Below are 19,233 nucleotides of genomic sequence, written 5' to 3'. Positions count from 1 at the left end.
TATAAATACCCCCATAAAAAATGGCGCTCACTGAGCGCCATTTTTAATACAACTAAATTGCTTTTAAACTAATTTATTCTGCGTCTGGTAGGTTACGACCGTAGAATATTTCCTGCATTTCGCGGGTTAGTTTAGAGCGAATTTCTTCTTCTTCCTCATCCGACAGCTCATCAGTAGATAGGCCGAACAGGTAAGTGTTTAAGTCGGTTTCTTTTAACATCATTTTGGTGTGGAACAGGTTTTCTTGATACACGTTCACGTCCATCATTTGGTACGCTTCTTTGGTATCTTCTGTCATGAAGTTTTGAATCGAGTTAATTGCATGGTCAATGTAGTGTTTAACACCGTTTACGTCGCGGGTAAAACCACGTACGCGGTAGTCAATGGTTACTACGTCTGACTCAAGGCTATGAATTAAGAAGTTTAACGCTTTAAGTGGCGAAATAATGCCACAGGTAGATACTTCAATATCAGCACGGAATGTACAAATACCATCATCAGGGTGCGCTTCTGGGTAGGTATGTACACAAATGTGGCTTTTATCTAGGTGCGCAACAACAGAATCTGGTAATGGGCCTGGCGCTTCATCAGCATCGTAATTTTGCTGCTCTTCTACCGGCTCTTCCGAAACCAAAATAGTCACACTTGCGCCTTGTGGTTCATAATCTTGGCGCGCCACATTTAAAATGTTAGCACCAATAATATCAACAACATCACCTAGTATGTCGGTTAGTCTATCTGCACTGTACTGCTCGTCGATATATTCAATATATTCTTTACGTTGTTGCTCGGTCTTTGCGTAGCAAATGTCGTAAATACTAAAGCTTAAACTTTTGGTTAAATTATTAAAGCCATGAAGTTTAAGTTTATCGAAGGGTTTGTTCATGATAAACCAACCTATAAATTAGTGAAATCTGCACCTGCAGAATGAAAAGTTCGCGGATTTTATACGAATTTTCCTCACGGAAAAAGCGTTATTTTACCTGTTCTTGCACAACTTCGTGGCTATGGGTAATTTCTACTGTTTTATCAAGCATTAAAGCAACAGAACAATACTTTTCAGCAGAGAGCGAAACCGCACGCGCAAGGTGTTTTTCCGAGACATTATTGCCTGTAACAACAAAGTGTAAATTAATTTTAGTAAATACACGAGGCGCTGTTTCGGCGCGCTCTGAGCTTAGTTGTACTTGCACATCAGAAAAATCTTGTTTGGCTTTTTTTAAAATACTTACAACATCTACCGACGAGCAACAACCTACCGACATAAGTACCATTTCCATTGGACTTGGTGCAGCGCTGTCGTTGCCGGCATCAAAAACTACATTGTGATTAGAATTAGAACGGCCAATAAAGGTGTCGCCTTCAACCCATTTTACATTTGCTTGCATGTGTTTATCTCTAAAAAAATTTTGTTGATTGTATAACAATCTGCAACGATACGTGAGCGCTGAGATTAAATTTAGTGGTGTTATTAATAAGGCGAGAAGTAATAGGAGCGCAGTTATTAGGTCATACTGCGCTGTGTTAACGGGTAACGTTAAGAGGTTTGTGTTACCGCGTTATCAAATAAGTTTTTAATAAGCCCAGCAAACTCATCTATAAATGCGTGTTGTTCAACCGTAACGGGTTGTGAGGTTATGCTGCTTAGCACTTCTTGTAAGTCGTAAACAATACCGTCTACCTCGCGCACTATTTGGCTGCGTTGTTCGGTATTAAGATTGGTATGTTGTTCACAAATTAGCATAACGTTATGCGCTATTACGTCTTCTATGAGTTCCATAACGGTAGGGGCACCGGGTTTGATTTCGCCTGGCTTCTCAAATAACGCTAAATTTTGAGTTAGATACATGATCAAGTCATCGTACCCTTGCCTGTCTAAAACCATTGTGATTTTCACCTTTGAATAACTAATTGCATAGATTTAAGCAGAAAGCGCCACTAATTACTAGCTTTGCGCGTTACCAATACAAAAAAAGCAGCCTAAGCTGCTTTTCTCATTCTTTATAACTATAAATAGAACAGTAATTAATCTATTTTTAAGCCTGGGCTTAGTGTTGCTGGCATCGTTACTTTTTCAAGTTCTACCGAAGCAACAGGGTATGCACAGTAGTCGGCTGCGTAATATGCGCTTGCTCTGTGATTTCCTGATGCGCCAATACCACCAAATGGGGCTGCACTTGATGCGCCTGTAATTGGGCGGTTCCAGTTAACAATACCGGCACGAATACGACGTAAAAAGTGATTGTAGTCGGCTTCGCTGTCGCTTAATAAACCTGCTGATAAACCAAAGCTGGTATCGTTTGCTTTATCTATAGCGTGGTCAAAGTCATCAAAGCGGAACACTTTTAATAATGGGCCAAAGTGCTCTTCATCTGGGAAGTCGCTAATCGCTGAACACTCAATAATACCCGGTGTTACAAAACCAGTATTGGCTGTGTGCTCAAGCTCTACTAGTACTTCACCGCCAAGCTCAACAAGCTCGTTTTGTGCTTTTACCATGCCTGCTGCAGCCGCAGATGAGATCATAGAGCCCATAAATGGCTGATCTTCATCATCGTAGTTGCCTACTTTAATAGCTTTAGTTGCAGTGATAAGGCGCGCTAAAATGTCATCGCCTTGCTGGCCTTTAGGTAAAAATACTTTACGAGCACAAGTACAACGTTGGCCGCTTGAAATAAACGCCGATTGAATAATATCGTGTACCGCGGCTTTAGTATCTGCCACATCTTTAATAATCAGTGGGTTATTGCCACCCATTTCAAGCGCTAAAATTTTACCTGGCTGGCCTGCAAACTGCTCATGTAAAATATGACCAGTACGCGAAGAACCTGTAAAGAATAAACCATCTATGCCTTTATGCGCAGCAAGGGCTTTACCTGTTTCTACTTCACCTTGAACAAGGTTAATTACACCTGCAGGTAAACCGGCTTTTTCCCATAGTTTAAGCGTAAGCTCTGCCACCATTGGCGTAAGCTCTGATGGCTTAAATACCACGGTGTTACCAGCTAAAAGCGCTGGCACAATGTGCCCATTAGGTAAGTGCCCAGGGAAGTTATATGGGCCAAATACGGCAACTACACCATGTGGTTTATGACGGATCATCGCACGCCCTACTGGCATAGCGTTTTCAACGTCGCCAGTGCGCTCTAAAAATGCTTTTTCAGAAATGGTAATTTTACCTACCATTGCGCCCGCTTCTGTACGCGTTTCCCACAGTGGCTTGCCGGTTTCTTGGGCAATCGCAACAGCAAGTTCTTCGCTGTGCTCTTTAAGTGTTGCTGCAAAGGTTTTAACTATCTCTAGGCGCTCGTTAAAGCTTTTATCTGCCCAGCTGTAAAATGCTTCGCGCGCCGAATTTACCGCGCTATCTACTTGCTCTGCAGTCGCTGAAGATGCCTGCCAAATAACGTCGTTATTTGCAGGGTTTACTGAATTAAATGCGTTGCCTTGGCCTTGTGACCACTGACCATTAATAAATTGTGCAGGATGAGTCATTATACTTCCTCCTTAATTAAACTGGGGTTGCGCTTACGGTGTCGCCCGATTGTAGCTGTAGGGCATCGGCTATTTGTTGCGATAAAATAAGGCTGCTTGCACGCTCATCAAAGCTAAGCGCTGCAACCGTTGCACGGTAATCTTCTAACTTGCCGTTAGCAAGCAGTACCATGGTATCGCCCGATGCTTCGCCTATTTCTACTTTAAAGTCTTTTGCATTACGAATAGTGGCAATGTTATCTACTTTTGCTTCTACTGTAGGGCCCGCATCAAAAATATCGACGTAACCGTTGAAGGTAAATCCTTCATTTTTTAATAGCTCAATAGCTGGGCGTGTGTTGTCGTGTACTTTACCAATCACCGCTTGAGCGTCTTTGCTAAGCAAGTTTACGTAAATTGGGTACTTTGGCATTAGTTCAGCAATAAACACTTTTTGGCCTATACCTGTTAGGTAATCGGCGGTAGGAAAGTCCATTGAGAAAAAATGCTCTTCTAGCCACTGCCAAAACGGGCTGCTTCCGTTTTCGTCAGACACGCCGCGCATTTCTGCTATTACTGTTTGTGCAAAACGCTGCTCATGTTGTTTTATAAACATAAAGCGCGCTTTTGAAAGAAGTTTACCGTTACAATTTTTACGATAGCCATCTTTCAAAAATAAGGTACATAGTTCTGTCGCGCCGGTGTAGTCGTTACATAGGGTTAAAATATCAACCGCTTTGTATACATCTAACGTGCGTGATGAGTGAATTACTTTACTTAAGTGGTAATGATAAAACGCATCATCAAGCCCTACTGCAGCTTCAATAGCTGAAGTACCGACTACTTCACCGGTTTCGGTATCTTCAAGAACAAACAGGTAGCCTTCGTCACCAGGTTGTGACGTTTGTTTAGCAAATGAACTTACAGAATGGTCAATTTTCTTTTGCAGTAACTCTTCGTTTAACGGCAAAGATGTAAAACCATGGCCCGATTCGTGGGCAATTTTTAATAACGCTGCGTAATCATTTTGCTGGATTGGGCGAAGGATCATCATGAGTCCGCTTGCTCCCTTATCAATAACGGTAAATAGAATATGCAGGGCAAGCAGGCTTGCCCTTAATAAGGTGGTTTAACGCGCTTAAGCGTTTACTACGCTTGCTACTGCTTTTTCAAAACGCGCCATACCTTCGCGAATATCCGCTTCGGTGATTACTAACGATGGCGTAAAGCGTACTACATCAGCACCCGCTACAAGCGACATAAGCCCTTGCTCGGTAGCTGCTACTAAAAACTCTTTAGCACGGCCTTTGTATTGCTCGTTAACGGCTGCACCAATTAATAAACCTTGGCCACGAATTTCGCTAAATACGTTGTATTTTTCGTTTACCGCGTTAAGAAGCTCGTTAAATAATGCTGCTTTTTCTTTTACGCCCGCCAGTACTTCAGGGGTATTTACAGTATCAAATGCGGCTTCAGCTACTGCACACGCCAGTGGGTTACCACCGTAAGTAGAACCGTGAGTCCCTACTTTTAAGTGCTGTGCAATCTCAGTAGTAGTTAGCATAGCGCCAATAGGGAAACCGCCGCCAAGTGCTTTAGCTGACGTTAAAATATCAGGCACTACGTTTAAACCTTGGTATGCGTATAGCTCACCAGTACGGCCTACACCTGTTTGTACTTCATCAAAAATAAGCAGTGCATTGTGTTTAGTACATAGCTCACGAACGCCTTGTGCAAATTCGTCAGTTGGCGAAATAATACCGCCCTCACCTTGCAGTGGCTCCATCATTACGGCACATGTCTTGTCGCTAATTAGCGCTTCAAATGCAGCTAGGTCATTGTAATCACAATGTACGATGTCGCCTGGCTTAGGACCAAAACCATCTGAGTATGCAGCTTGCCCGCCTACGGTTACGGTAAAGAACGTACGACCGTGAAAGCCTTTGTTAAATGAGATAATTTGTGATTTTTCAGCACCAAATTTATCAAGTGCAAAACGACGAGCTAATTTAAGTGCTGCTTCGTTTGCTTCTGCGCCTGAGTTTGCAAAGTAAACTTTTTCAGCAAAGGTCGCATCGACCATTTTTTTAGCTAAACGCAGCGCAGGCTCGTTAGTCATTACGTTTGATAGGTGCCAAATTTTTTCGCCTTGCTCTTTTAATGCACCTACTAATGCAGGATGGCAATGGCCAAGACAGTTAACAGCAATACCACCGGCAAAGTCGATAAATTCTTTACCTTGTTGATCCCATACGCGAGAGCCTTCGCCTCGAACAGGAATAACGCTTGAAGGCGCGTAGTTAGGAACCATTACGTGATCAAATAATTCGCGATTGACTGTCATTTTTTTTCCTCTTAATTGTGAGCAACACAAAACATCAAAATAGGTGTTTGGTTATAAATGTAACCAAGATATTTACGCACTAAATAGCAAAAGGTTGAGCGTAAAACTGCCTTGTGGTTCAATTTTCAGGCGCTCATTATTTCAGATATTTGTGGTGCTGTCTCGTTAAAAACTTTCATGCAGGCCTTTAAAATAAAGGCCTTGGGATATTATTTCATAGATAGTGAATAACTATCTGCATAGAAAATAAATGTCATTTTTTAATACTTATGCGCCTGCGCAGTGAGTCGCGCCTTACATTAAGTGCTTAAAGCGAGGTGTGCTTGGGGAGATGTTAATGAATGAATAGTCGCAAAAAAATTAACAAAAAATTCAATAGTTAATGAAAATTTGCCGCCACCAGCGGCAAATTACCGATATAAGGACCGGCGAGTAAGCTGCTTTTTAGTCAATTTGAATAGCAAGGTTGGTAAAATTGCTTGTTTCGAGGGCTTTTAGCTCATTTTTAGTGAATTGGTGATACGAAAACCATGCCTGCACTTCATCTTGTTCAATAAGTTGGTGTTGTTTTAGATTTAAATACTGCGAATAGCATCGCGCTTTAAGCATGACTTCACTCATAGGGAAAACATCACTACTTTGCTCAATACCATGAACAAGTTGCGCCATAACATGATTAAACGGCAAAAACTTAAAAGCCATTTTTCGAATAACTTTAGCACTTAACTCAAGCGACTTATTACTTAACAACGTGGTTAAAAATAGGGGATCTGGCTTTAGCTCCATCAATGCCGTGTGTAAATCTTTTTGCTGTGCTTCGCGCGCTATTTGCACTTTGCGTTGCCATACCTGTTCAAAGGTTTTTAAGTACAAACGTACTAAGGCAATACGCCCAACATCTATAAGCATGCCCAGTGTAAACGCATGTACGGGGTTTACATCGTTAAGCTCTGCAATTTTTTGCGCCGCAATTGCATTGGCCATGGCGGCATCGCGCAAGCGGCGCTTTAATAATGGAAATGGCTCTGTGCTGTGTGGCATCCAATGGCGCATAGCAAAAGTAGGAATTACCAATTGTAAGTTATCAAGGCCAATATAGCGCAGTGCAAGTGCGGGGCTGTCTACTTTGACTGAGGTACTTTTGCTGCGCTGCTTTCGGTAGTAAGGCAGGTTTACCAATGAGACTAATTCGCGGCCAAGCCAACTAGAATCATTTACCAATGGCTCTAAACGCCCAACACTTGCCGACTTAACCGCCAGTATATCTAGCATGGTAGCAACGCTATCTTCTATGCCTATGGTGTTTTGAATAACAGCATCCATATCTTCTAATTGCTTAAATATGGCTGTTTCTATTACTTTATGGAGTTGTTTGCTCGCTTGTGCTCGGTACTTATGATGCGCGGTGCTACTTTGCTGGCGTTTATGCTGTGCGGCAACTTCTACTTCTAATAAAGTGCGTTGCTTCATTGGTTCGCCATAATCAATTTCCAGCGTATGAATAAAGCCAATTTGTTGATGTGCAAAACTATGGCCAAGCAGCAAGTCGTGAGCACGCTGGTCAAGCATTGAGGCTATTCGCTTTTGCGACGCAAGTTCAGTCATAAAGTCCATTCAGTATAAGTATTACCATTCGGTGGTTACTGTAAGGTTAGAAGCGAGATAAAAAGTTAGCAAGCAATTCGAGCCCTTGAGTTGTTAAAATAGCCTCGGGATGAAATTGCACGCCTTCAAGAGCAAGCTCTGTGTGAAGTAGCCCCATAATTTCGTCAAACTCACCTTGCTCGGTTTGGCTCCATGCGGTAATAGCTAACTCACTCGGTAAACTGTGTTTTTCTACCACCAGCGAGTGATAACGACACACAGTAAGCGGGTTTTCTAAACCGGTAAATACCCCCTTATTATTATGAACAATAGGTGAGGTTTTACCATGCATGACTTGCTTAGCACGTATAACCTTGCCCCCTAGCGCTTGCGCTATAGTTTGATGCCCTAAGCAAATACCCAAAATAGGGTAAATGCCTTTTAGCTGCTTAACGACATTGAGTGACACACCCGCTTCGTTTGGCGTACATGGCCCCGGAGAAATAACAATATGCTTGGGGTTAAGTTGCTTAATTTGCGCAACAGATATTTCGTCATTACGCTTTACCAGCACCTCTTGGTTTAAGCGCTGAAAGTATTGTACTAGGTTATAAGTAAACGAATCGTAGTTGTCGATCATCAACAGCATTACACAACGACCTTATTTAATAATGTAGTGCTCTTTGCTCACATGTGTGGCTTGTAAAATGAGCGATAGAAGCTTTTATAGGGCCATTCTATCACTAATAATTACCCAACATACATTAGCAAAACGCCTTAAAAACTTACGCCTTTAGCTAAAAATGCTTCAAATTCGTTTGCTGGTATTGGCCGGCTTAACAAGTACCCTTGAATTAGGTCGCAGTTATACTCTTTTAGTTTTTCAAGTTGGGCATGCTCTTCTACGCCTTCGGCGATAATATCGAGCCCCAAGTTTTTAGCTAATTGGCAAATACTCAGTACTAAAGCCTGATCCCGTGTGTCAGTGGCCATATTGCGCACAAACGACTGATCTATTTTTAATTTATTAACCGGAAAACGCTGTAAGTAACCCAGCGACGAATAGCCCGTACCAAAGTCATCAATTGATAAGCTAATACCCAGTGCACTCAGCGCCTGCAGTACTGAAATACCAAACTCTTCATCGTCCATAATGGCGGTTTCGGTAATTTCTAGCTCAATTAAATGCGCGGGCACGTTAAAGTGCGCCAACCGCTGTTTTATGCTTTGCACAAAGTCTTGCTGTGTAAATTGCCTTGCCGATATATTAATAGCCAAGCGGATATTTAAGTTTTGCTGATGCCATTTTGTAGCTTGGGCAAAGGCACTATCGAGTATCCATTCGCCTAATGGCAATATAAACCCGCTGTGCTCGGCAATAGGAATAAACTGCGCCGGAGAGACAAACTTCCCATCATCAAACCACCTAATTAAACATTCGCAGCTGTTTATGGTTTGCGATTTAAGATGCATTTTAGGCTGAAAATAAAGCTCAAACTGCTGCTTTTCAATCGCGGTATCAAGGCGCCGAGCAATATGCAGCTGCTGGGCGTGCTTAACTCCGCTTTCGGTATCAAAATGAGCGTAGGGAATATTACGTTTCACCGCCTCTTCTAAGGCAATATTGGCGTGCAATAGCAGCGTTTTATAGTTATTACTAGTTGGGTAGCGAGTTACACCGCAGTTAAAGCTCATGCGCATTTCACCGTACGGTGTGCTAATAGCTTGGCTTAAACGGCTTTGGACGCCTTTGAGTAAGTCATCTAGGGTTGTTGAGCAATCTTGCTCGGTATAAATAACCACAAAGTTTGCATCGCCAATGTGATAAAAGGTCAGTTTGTTTTTGCTTTTTAACTGCTGAGAAAATTTATTAGCGCTGCGCGATAAGTGCATAGCAAAGGCATTTATACACTCGTTAGCGCCCGATAAACCATATTGCTCAAGCAATAGCTTAAAGTGGCTTACATCAATCAGCATTAAACTAAAAGGCTGCTCAAGCGAAATTAGCTCATTGGTGTATGTTTCTAAACTGGCTTGGTTAGGCAACTTTGAATACGGGTGATGAAAGGCTAAATACTCTAATGAGCGCTCTGCCTCAAATTGCTCTGTTACATCGCGTATGTGTATATCAAAGGCATCTATTTCTTGCAGCCAATGTATTTGGTAAGTGAGGTAATGGTTATCTAGCTGTGTATAAAAACGCTCAACATGACTAGCCGACTGCTTAGTGTCTATTAGTTGCTGCTTTATATTAGGGCTTAGTAATGCAATGGGCGTACTGTGTTTATCGCTTACATACGCTTTATGCATAGCAATAGCGGCAGGGTTACAGTAGTTAAGCTCAAGGTTGGCGCTTAAACTCACAATTGGGTTAGGGTTGCGCGTTGGAAATAGCGCTAAACGTTCGTTACGGGCACTAAGCTTTATAAATTTAGATGCGTAACGCCCTGTATAAATGCTTACCAGCACTATGGCAAACGTAAACAAAAACACAATATTGACTGTGGTGTGCAGGTTGCTTTCGGTGTCTTTGTAGCCGCTATCAACCGCATTTGAAATAACCGTTTCTGCATTTGTTAAGTGCCCCATCACTTGGGCTTGCAGTTCGGTGAGTTGCTCTAGTTGCTCTCTGGCTAAATCCCAACTAGTGCGGCTGCTTGATAAGTTTTCGTGTAATTTAAGTGCTAAGTCTAAACCACTTTTAAACTCATCACTTAAGCTGCTTTCTAGCGCTAATGTGCTGTGGTTTTGATCTAGGTTTTTTATCAGCGCAAGTATACGTACATGGTTTTCTAAAAAGTCGATTAAATAAAGTTCACGCTTACTCGTTGCGTAATACTCATATAATAAGCGCTCTTGCTTTACTAGGTAGGTTTCGATTAATCGAATATCGCGTAGCGCCGGAATTTGTTGTTCCATTAAGGTCGATGAGGTGCGCTTAATGGTTTCTGCCTGATAATAAACCATCGCAGACAGTACACAGCCTACCAGCACAATACCGATATAAAACTGCTTAGCTTTACTGGCAAATTTATTAGTGAATATTTTCATATAAACGCTTGATCTGACCCTAAAATATTAACAACTCATTTTAAAGCGTAATTATATACGATTAATAAAAGCACTATTGTTTATATTTGGTTATAAAAAAGGGTGCGCAAACGTTAATCAGGCGGGCATAAAAAAGAAAGAGGCCGGCGAGAATGCCGGCCTTAATGATACCAATCCGCAATAATACTTAATCATTTTCAGGGGCTAAACGTGTCGCTATCTACGTTAAAAAATTCTCATTTAGAGCAACTAAATAGCGAATTTTTTGCCTTGCTATCAACACGCTTTTCCATCCTCAAAATAGATCACTTAATTATGCGGATTGGTATAATTTATTGTACAGAAATAACAACTTTACCCATAGCTTGGCCACTTGCTAAGCGGTCATGCGCTTTAGCTGCTTCTTCTAAACTAAAGTCTTGCTCATCAAGTACTGGGCGCATACCGCCTGCTTCAACAATTTGTGCCAGTTTAGTAAGTTTGTCGCCGTGGTCTTGACGGTTAAAGTCGTGGATCATTGGAATAAGCATAAAGATTACGTTTAACGATAACCCTTTAAAGTGTACTGGGCTTAAATCTACTTCTAATAAAGAAAGCGTTGTAGATACCTGTGCATTTAGCTTTGCTGCAGCAAATGAGTTAGTCAGGTTACCACCACCTACAGTGTCAAATACCATGTCAAAACCAACGTTGCTTGTGTGTTTTTCAACGTACTGCTCTACGGTTTCGTCTTTAAAGTTTATGCCTGTAGCGCCAAAGCTTTCTATTAGTGCTAGTTGCTCTGCGTTACCGCCAGTTGAGTAAACATCAGCGCCAAAATGCTTAGCTAGTTGTACTGCTAAATGGCCTACACCACCTGCGCCGCCGTGTACTAATACTTTTTGGCCTGCACTTACACTTGCACGTGTTAAGCCTTCAAGTGCTGTAATACCTACAAGTGGAATAGCGGCTGCTTCTTTCATGCTTAGGTTTTTAGGTTTGTGAGCGATTAAGCGCTTATCAGCAAGAATAAACTCAGCAAGTGCACCTGGTAAATCGCCTAGGCCACCAGCACAACCATATACTTCATCACCTACTGCAAAGTCTGTTACGCCTTCGCCAACAGCTTCAACGGTGCCTGCAAAGTCCATCCCTAAAATGCCCGGTAGCTTTGGAGCAAAGGGTAAGTCAGCACCCATTTGACGAATCATCATATCAATTGTATTTACGCTTGTTGCGGCAATACGAACTAACACATTACCTGCTGTTACTTGTGGTTTTGCAACCTCAGCTGCTACAAACTCTTCAGTGCCACCAAAATTATTAATTGTCATTGCTTTCATGGGTATTGCCTCTGTTATCTGTTGATAAGTAATTGTGTAATGAAGCTTCATTGTAGACACACCCTTTACAAATGATAATAAGGCTAAACATACAATCAGTTTCAAAATAATATTTATAATAGAGTTTAAAAATCACTCCATCACTGTTTAAAAGTAGGCGTTAAACAACATCCTACTAGTCGCTGCGCTATATCAATTTAAACTAGCTATGGTTGATTTATTATTGCCTAAACCCCAGAGTAATATATGAAAAGGTAGTAATTCACTTAAGTAACTCATTTATCCTACTAAGGAGCGAATATGTTAGGCGAAGACCACTCACTTACCAATGACTTTCCACAGTACCTAAATACCATTGCAGAGCTAAATAAAAGCGACACAGAATTTGCCAAAAAGGCAGATAAATACGACAAGCTAGATAAAGAGATTCGTGTTTTAGAGCTTAAAGATGCGCCCATTAGCGATGAGCAAATGAATCAACTAAAACATGAGCGTTCAGAATTAAAAGATTGGTTGTACGAGCGTTTACAACAAGAGTAATGTTGCACACAAAAAAAAGAGTTCACCGTTAGGTGAACTCTTTGACGATCAACAAAGGGTAAAACATTTAAAGCACATATCGGCTTTATAAAAAACAACTAGGCCTTATAAGGCATGAGTAAAATCTTTTCGCGTTAAATTGCTACTAGCTATCAGCATTTAGCTGAGCAAGCAGGCTATCTAACGTATCAACTAACTGCTGATTTTTAGCAGGGTTAAGCGCATCTGGATGTGGCGGTGCAAAGCGCTCTGCATCGTTATCGAAATAAAGGCCAGTGGCATCTTTAAATTCGTCACTTAATGCGGCGCGGCAAAAAATATCAGCGCCTAGTTTTAAGTCGCCACCAGCAAGCCCGTAGGCATCTTTTACCATTTTACTACCTAGTAAGGACTTAGGGTTTACCGCAACAACTAACGGCCCACTGCCTTTAAGTGCTAAACCTAAATGACGCGACCACATAGTAATAGCCAATTTGCTTTGCGCGTAGGCTGCGCTATCTGATAGTGGCTTGTTGCCCACTAACGAGTCAAAGTTAACGCTGGTTTGTGCAGCCGATGACACGTTAACCACACGTGATTGCGTGTTCATTACAGGCAGTAACGCTTTAGTAAGTAAATAAGGCGCTAACGTATTAACTGCAAACCGTGCATCTAGCCCATCTACAGTAGTGATATTTGCCAATTTATAAACACCGGCGTTATTAATAATTACATCAAGTATTTTATTCGCGTTTTGTAAGTCGGCTAACACTGACTGAGCCAAGGTATTTACTTGCGCCATATCGCTTAAATCGGCAATGTAGGTGGCTGTGCTTGCTTGCGGGTAATCAGCGTTTAAGCTTGCTTGTACAGTATTTAACTTGTCCTGGTTGCGGCCATGTAATAATACAGTATGCCCTTGCGCTAACAACATTTTAGCGGTCTCTAGGCCAATACCGTCGGTGGCACCGGTTAATAAAATTGTTTTTTTCATGTTGAACGTTCCTTTTTGTATTAAGACTTTGGCCATTGCATTAACGACAAATTACACACGCATTAGCTCACTGCTATTTATTAATAGTACCACCACTTTTAGCGACTAATAATTAGTGGCTCAGTAGAATCAGTTTATAGAATTAATTGATAAACCTATGCGCCCTTATTAAGTAGGTATAGCCATTGTGCCTTTGCTTGGGTGAATTTTAAGCTTTTATTTGAAATAACGGGCAATCATAACTATTGTTTTTAAATTACCTTAATAGTAGTATTTATCATATAAATACACTTTTCGAGAAAACACATGAAAGTTTTAGTTACAGGCGGTATGGGTTATATAGGTAGCCACACATGTATTGCCCTTCATGAGGCAGGCATTACCCCAGTTATTTACGACAACTTATCTAACGCAAGCCCCCGTGTGCTTGATCAACTCGAAAAAATTACCGGCACCCGTTTTGAGTTTATTTTAGGTGACATTCAAGACGAGCAGCAGTTTAAACTTGCCCTTAAACACAGCCAAGCTGAGGCTGTATTTCACTTTGCAGCACTTAAAGCGGTAGGTGAATCAACCGAGCAACCACTGCGTTATTACCAAAACAATGTGTCGGGCACATTAAGCATGCTACAAAACATGCAAGAGGTAGGCGTTAACCATATTATATTTAGCTCATCGGCCACTGTGTACGGCGAGCCAGACTACCTACCTATTGATGAAAAACACCCTATACGCGCTACTAACCCATATGGTTGGACTAAAGTGATGGTTGAACAAGCCATGCAAGACGTATGCAATGCTAACAGCCAATTTATGGGCATTGCTCTTCGCTACTTTAACCCTGTTGGTGCACACCCAAGCGGCTTATTAGGCGAAAGCCCAAATGGTATCCCAAATAACTTAATGCCGTTTATTGCTCAAACTGCGGTAGGTAAACGCGAAGTGGTTAATATTTTTGGTGACGACTACGACACCAAAGATGGCACCGGCGTGCGCGACTATATTCACGTTTTAGATTTAGCTAAAGGCCATGTAGCGGCCTTTATGCAACACAAAACAGATACCGCCTTTCATGCTTACAACTTAGGCACAGGCCAAGGGTATTCGGTGCTTGATATGATCAAAGCATTTAGCGCATCAGCCAATAAAGATATTCCGTATAAAAGTGCACCGCGCCGAGCAGGCGATATTGCCTGTAATTACGCCGATGCCACAAAAGCGCAAACCACCCTTAACTGGCACGCAGAACTAACACTGAGCGACATGACTAACGACACATGGCGCTGGCAAACTAATTACCCAAGTGGGTTGGAGAGTTAACATGGCTTTATTAGAAAGTACTCACAGACGTAAAAACCCGCTAACGGGACGCTGGGTATTAGTATCACCGCATCGTAATAACCGCCCGTGGTTAGGCGCTACAGAAGCAGTAAACGAGAGCGTACTACCAAAACACGATGAAAGCTGCCCACTTTGCCCAAGCAACACCCGTGCAAATGGCGACAGCAACCCAGATTACAAATACACCCATGTATTTAGAAATGACTTTGGCGCACTTACCCCTAATGAGAGCGAGCAATCGCAAAGCTTGGACTCAGACAGCGACTTATTTATTGCTGATGAAGCAAGCGGCGAATGCCGTGTAATTTGTTTTTCGCCAGAGCATAACAAAACACTGCCAGAGCTTGAGCACGATGCCCTACACGAAGTAGTAAAAACCTGGAAAGACAACTACACAGAACTTGCACAACACTATGAATGTGTTCAGGTATTTGAAAATAAAGGCGAGATCATGGGTTGCTCGCAACCTCATCCACATGGCCAAGTATGGGCGCATTCGCACTTATCAACCGAAATAGAAGCCGAAGATACGCAGCAGCTTGCTTATTATAAAAAGCATGGCAGCGCGATGCTTGCCGATTACGTGCAAAAAGAGCAAGCAGATAAAACCCGCGTCGTATTTGAAAACGAGCACTGGCTTGTTGTAGTGCCTTTTTGGGCAGCGTGGCCGTTTGAAACACTGCTTGTAACTAAAGATAACATTCAAAACTTTAGCCAGCTAAACGATGCGCAAACAGACGCCTTAGCACACGCGCTTAAAGTATTAACCACTAAATACGACAACGTATTTAATTGTAGCTTCCCGTATTCTATGGGATGGCACAATGCACCGGCTAATCGTGGCTCAGATGAGCAACATTGGCGCTTACATGCCCATTTTTACCCGCCGCTACTTCGCTCTGCCACCGTTAAAAAACACATGGTTGGCTACGAAATGCTAGGCGAAAGCCAGCGCGATTTAAGCGCAGAAACAGCTGCCTCTATTTTACAAGCAGCCAGTACCACACACTACAAAAAAACAGCAGGACACACAGATGACGCTTAACGATTTTCAACAACAATTTTTATCACTGTACGGTGCGCCTGCTCAAGGTATTGCTGCAGCTCCTGGGCGTGTAAACCTAATTGGCGAATTTACCGATTATAACGACGGCTTTGTATTTCCGTGCTCGTTAGAGTTTCGTACTCAAGTTATGTTTAAAGAGCGCGACGACAACATCATTACTGTGCATTCGTTAAATTACCCAGGCGAAAAAGACAGCTTTAGTGTTGATGAAGACATCAGCGAAGGACAATCGCAATGGGGTAACTATATCCGTGCCGTGTCATTTGTTTTAAAGCGCGCGGGCCATACTTTACGCGGCGCCGATTTACTTATTGACAGTAACTTACCGCAAGGCAGTGGCTTATCTTCATCGGCGGCATTAGAAGTGGCCATTGGTGGTATGTTTAACCATATTGCACAGCTTGGTTTAAGCGAAGAAAAAATTGCCTTACTAGGCCAAGAAGCCGAAAACGACTTTATGCATTGCCAATCGGGCATTATGGATCAGCTTATTTCGGCAAAAGGCGAAAACGGCCATGCGCTTTTAATTGACTGTGAAAACCTAGCAACTGAATCAGTAAAAGTACCCGATGATTTAAACATTGTTATTGTTAACTCTAACTACCCACGTAAATTGGTAGATAGCGAGTACAACCAACGTCGTGTTGACTGTGAGCAAGCAGCTGCAAAAATGAATGTAGCCACGCTTCGTAAAGCCACCATGGACACGCTTGAAGCAACTAAAGATGCACTAAGCGAAAACGAATACAAACGTGCACACCATGTAATTAGCGAAAACGAGCGTGTAATTGCAGCAACTAAAGCGCTGCAAAATAACGACATTGATACGCTGCGCGAGCTAATGGCGGCATCGCACCAATCGCTTAAGCATTACTTTGAAGTAACCGTACCAGCAACCGACGGCCTAGTAGAAATTTGTAAAGAAGCGATGGGCGAACGCGGTGCAGTACGTATGACCGGTGGCGGTTTTGGCGGTGCGATTGTGTGTTTATGCCGTGATGCAGAAGTACCACTTATCAAAGCAGCGGTTGAGCAGCACTACTTTGAACGTTTTAATTTAAATGCCGACATTTACGTATGTTCAGCAGGTTCAGGATTACAAATTACGTCTTTTTAAACATCATTAAGGAATAAGCATGGCAAAGGTTAATTGGGGTATTATTGGGTGTGGCAATATTGCTCACACCTTTGCTAAAAGCATTGCGCATTGCGCTAATGCACAGCTTATTGGCGCTGCATCGACCAGCGAGCAACGCGCAAAAGAATTTGCCACACACTATTCAGTTAAAGGCTATGAGAGCTACCAGGCCCTTATGCAATGCCCACACATTGACGCCATATATATTGCTAATACCCACGAGCAACACTTTAAAACTATTGCGCAATGCTTAGTGCACGATAAGCATGTACTCAGCGAAAAGCCCATTACTGTTAATGCACAGCAACTCATAACCCTTAGCCAGTTAGCCGAGCAACAAAACTGCTTTTTAATGGAAGGTGTATGGATGCGCTTTTTACCTGCCATAGTAAAACTGCAGCAGTTATTAAGCGAGGGCGTAATAGGCAAAGTACACAGTGTTAATGCCAACTTTAGCCTAGCGGGCAACTTTGCTGACTCACACCGTTTAATGAACCCTGCGACTGCAGGTGGCGCATTGCTTGATTTAGGTATTTACCCTATATCAATTGCCGATGTGGTATTTAATAAAGCCCCTGAACAAATTAAATCATTAGTACACAAAAGCACGACCGGCGTAGATGAGCGCAGTGTAACCCTTATAAATTACGGCCAAGGGCAATTTGCGCAGCTTAGTAGCGCGTTACAACAAAATGGCCCTACCGAAGCCTGTATTTTAGGGGAGCATGGGTATATTCGCATTGCTGAATTTGTTGGTGCACAGTCGCTAGAGCTTCATTTAAACACCCAGCAAGTGCAGCAGTTTGATTTTAGCTTTAATGACGATGAAAACTTTAAATTTGAAATTGCTCACGTTAGCGAATGTATTTTACAACAACAAACACAAAGCAATGTATTACCGCTCAGCACAAGCCTGCGGGTAATGCACATAATGGATACGCTTCGGGCGCAGTGGCAGCTTAAATACAGCGATAGCGTTGAAGCCCATCAGCTAGATTAATAATAAAAAATACACAACAAGGATACACAATGACAACCACACACACGTTAAAGGCGCTTTCAAAAGCCTTGCTGCTAGCAACGGGCTGCTTAACAGCAAGTACTGTTTTTGCAGATCAAACAACGCCAGAGCAACTCTACCCACCTTTAACCAGCGAAGTACTTCCTGAACTTGCTGCTAAAGGTAGTTACAGCGTTGGCGTACAAACGCTTGATTTAATAAATCCCGCGCAGTTTGACCCTGCAACCCAAGGGGAAAAAGATCGCCCTTTAAAAGTAGAAGTGTGGTACCCAGCAGCAGACAGTGCAAACGTACCCTTAACCAGCTACAGCGACATAACCCGTACAGGTAAAGCGTTTACCTTACAAGCCGATGCCATGCACGATGTAGCCATTAATAACAAAGAGCACTACCCTGTTATTGTGCTCTCACACGGTTATACCGGCTATCGTACAATTATGTATTACTTGGGCGAACATTTAGCATCGCATGGGTACATTGTGGCAGCCATAGATCATACCGACTCAACCAATGCAGATGTTGATTTTAAAAATGCGCCGTTTTCGGGCTTTTTTAGTACCCTTATAAACCGCTCACGCGATCAACAATTTGTACTTAACTACTTTAACGAACAAAACAACTTTGCCAGCAAGCAAGTAGATAACAAAAGCGCAGGCATAATTGGTTACTCTATGGGTGGTTTTGGCGCGGTTAATACAATTGGTGGCTGTTATGACTTTAACGAGCAAACCACTGCAATGTTTACCGGTATAAAAGATTCGGCGCAAACTAAACAAGTGCAGCAATTACTTAATAGCTGTGCGGGTGGGCAATATAAAAACCCACAAGTAGATACACGCATTAAAGCCATGGTGGCCTTTGCGCCTTGGGGCGGGCAACATAACTTATTTAATGCCAGTGCTATGCAAAACATTAAAGTGCCTTCGCTTTATGTAGCGGGTAGCTTAGATGATATATCCGGTTATGAAGGCATTAAAAACCTATATAACCAAACGGGCAGCCCCGACAAGTACCTGCTTACTTACAAAAATGCGCGCCATAATATTGCGCCGCACCCTGCTCCTGCTATTGCCAAACGTAGCAGCGAATTAGATATAGGCCATTACTACGAGCCATCGTGGTCAATGCGCACCCTAAACGAGACCAACAAACACTTTGTACTTGCTATGATGGACTGCCACGTAAAAGGCATTACCAGCCAATGTGAATACCTAGACTTACCACAAAATGGCGACCAAGCTGTGGTTAATGGTAAGCCACTACCAGCATGGCATGGGTTTGATAATCGTTTTTCTACTGGTATGGATTGGCAACAAGCTAAACCGCGCACCAAGTAACACAAACTTTGGCGGCTATTTTTATATTTAGCCGCATACGCA

General features: G+C 42.4%; 17 protein-coding genes. 6 read left to right on the top strand and 11 right to left on the bottom strand.

Annotated elements, in window-relative coordinates:
* Positions 1–73: 73 nt before the first annotated feature.
* The 10 genes from speD to PSH50_RS16160 form a co-directional block, all read right to left on the bottom strand.
* Entirely contained in the window at positions 74–886 is an 813-nt protein-coding gene (speD, locus tag PSH50_RS16205; RefSeq protein WP_004588193.1) for an adenosylmethionine decarboxylase, read from the bottom strand.
* Between the two features lie 88 nt (positions 887–974).
* On the bottom strand, positions 975–1,388 hold the full coding sequence (locus PSH50_RS16200; RefSeq protein WP_273609838.1) for an OsmC family protein: 414 nt from the start codon (positions 1,386–1,388) through the stop codon (positions 975–977).
* 149 nt (positions 1,389–1,537) lie between these two features.
* Positions 1,538–1,885, bottom strand: a complete 348-nt coding sequence (locus PSH50_RS16195; RefSeq protein WP_004588191.1) for a DUF3802 family protein — start codon at positions 1,883–1,885, stop codon at positions 1,538–1,540.
* Positions 1,886–2,025: 140 nt separating this feature from the next.
* Positions 2,026–3,495 carry a succinylglutamate-semialdehyde dehydrogenase gene (gene astD, locus PSH50_RS16190; protein WP_273609837.1) on the bottom strand — a complete coding sequence of 490 codons (1,470 nt, stop codon included), beginning with the start codon at positions 3,493–3,495 and terminating at the stop codon, positions 2,026–2,028.
* A 16-nt stretch (positions 3,496–3,511) separates the two neighbouring features.
* Positions 3,512–4,528, bottom strand: coding sequence for an arginine N-succinyltransferase (gene astA / locus PSH50_RS16185; RefSeq protein WP_004588189.1), 1,017 nt, complete (start codon positions 4,526–4,528; stop codon positions 3,512–3,514).
* Between the two features lie 84 nt (positions 4,529–4,612).
* Positions 4,613–5,818 carry an aspartate aminotransferase family protein gene (locus tag PSH50_RS16180; RefSeq protein WP_004588188.1) on the bottom strand — a complete coding sequence of 402 codons (1,206 nt, stop codon included), beginning with the start codon at positions 5,816–5,818 and terminating at the stop codon, positions 4,613–4,615.
* A 444-nt stretch (positions 5,819–6,262) separates the two neighbouring features.
* Positions 6,263–7,423, bottom strand: coding sequence for an HDOD domain-containing protein (locus PSH50_RS16175; protein ID WP_273609836.1), 1,161 nt, complete (start codon positions 7,421–7,423; stop codon positions 6,263–6,265).
* Between the two features lie 46 nt (positions 7,424–7,469).
* A complete protein-coding gene (locus tag PSH50_RS16170) occupies positions 7,470–8,051 on the bottom strand; it encodes an aminodeoxychorismate/anthranilate synthase component II (RefSeq protein ID WP_273587781.1) in 582 nt (193 codons plus the stop codon).
* Positions 8,052–8,179: 128 nt separating this feature from the next.
* Positions 8,180–10,453 (bottom strand): bifunctional diguanylate cyclase/phosphodiesterase, encoded by a 2,274-nt coding sequence (locus tag PSH50_RS16165; protein WP_273587782.1) that lies wholly within the window; start codon positions 10,451–10,453, stop codon positions 8,180–8,182.
* Between the two features lie 332 nt (positions 10,454–10,785).
* Positions 10,786–11,775, bottom strand: a complete 990-nt coding sequence (locus PSH50_RS16160; RefSeq protein WP_054983394.1) for a zinc-dependent alcohol dehydrogenase family protein — start codon at positions 11,773–11,775, stop codon at positions 10,786–10,788.
* A 300-nt stretch (positions 11,776–12,075) separates the two neighbouring features.
* Between PSH50_RS16160 and PSH50_RS16155 the strand changes: the two genes are divergently transcribed.
* Complete coding sequence (locus PSH50_RS16155; RefSeq protein WP_004588182.1) at positions 12,076–12,315, top strand: YdcH family protein; 240 nt, start codon at positions 12,076–12,078, stop codon at positions 12,313–12,315.
* 145 nt (positions 12,316–12,460) lie between these two features.
* Here the strand turns inward: PSH50_RS16155 and PSH50_RS16150 are convergent, their stop codons facing one another.
* On the bottom strand, positions 12,461–13,288 hold the full coding sequence (locus PSH50_RS16150; RefSeq protein ID WP_248451520.1) for an SDR family NAD(P)-dependent oxidoreductase: 828 nt from the start codon (positions 13,286–13,288) through the stop codon (positions 12,461–12,463).
* Between the two features lie 306 nt (positions 13,289–13,594).
* On the opposite strand from PSH50_RS16150, the gene galE reads away from it, so the two are divergent.
* Genes galE through PSH50_RS16125 form a run of 5 tightly spaced genes read left to right on the top strand, consistent with a single transcriptional unit; the run spans position 13,595 to position 19,191 of the window.
* Positions 13,595–14,608, top strand: coding sequence for a UDP-glucose 4-epimerase GalE (gene galE, locus PSH50_RS16145; RefSeq protein ID WP_004588180.1), 1,014 nt, complete (start codon positions 13,595–13,597; stop codon positions 14,606–14,608).
* A 1-nt stretch (position 14,609) separates the two neighbouring features.
* A complete protein-coding gene (locus PSH50_RS16140; RefSeq protein WP_273587783.1) occupies positions 14,610–15,674 on the top strand; it encodes a UDP-glucose--hexose-1-phosphate uridylyltransferase in 1,065 nt (354 codons plus the stop codon).
* Positions 15,664–16,812: a galactokinase gene (gene galK / locus PSH50_RS16135; protein WP_024032028.1), complete on the top strand. Its 1,149-nt coding sequence runs from the start codon at positions 15,664–15,666 to the stop codon at positions 16,810–16,812. The genes PSH50_RS16140 and galK overlap by 11 nt, the downstream gene beginning before the upstream one ends.
* A gap of 19 nt (positions 16,813–16,831) precedes the next feature.
* Positions 16,832–17,833 carry a Gfo/Idh/MocA family protein gene (locus PSH50_RS16130; RefSeq protein ID WP_273587784.1) on the top strand — a complete coding sequence of 334 codons (1,002 nt, stop codon included), beginning with the start codon at positions 16,832–16,834 and terminating at the stop codon, positions 17,831–17,833.
* Between the two features lie 29 nt (positions 17,834–17,862).
* Positions 17,863–19,191, top strand: a complete 1,329-nt coding sequence (locus PSH50_RS16125) for a dienelactone hydrolase family protein (protein ID WP_273587785.1) — start codon at positions 17,863–17,865, stop codon at positions 19,189–19,191.
* Positions 19,192–19,233 lie beyond the last annotated feature (42 nt).

It is taken from the genome of Pseudoalteromonas sp. Angola-7, assembly GCF_028599255.1.
Lineage (GTDB): Bacteria > Pseudomonadota > Gammaproteobacteria > Enterobacterales > Alteromonadaceae > Pseudoalteromonas > Pseudoalteromonas atlantica.
The sequence above is the reverse complement of the archived record's forward strand: the minus strand, read 5'-3'. Positions and strand labels throughout refer to the sequence as shown.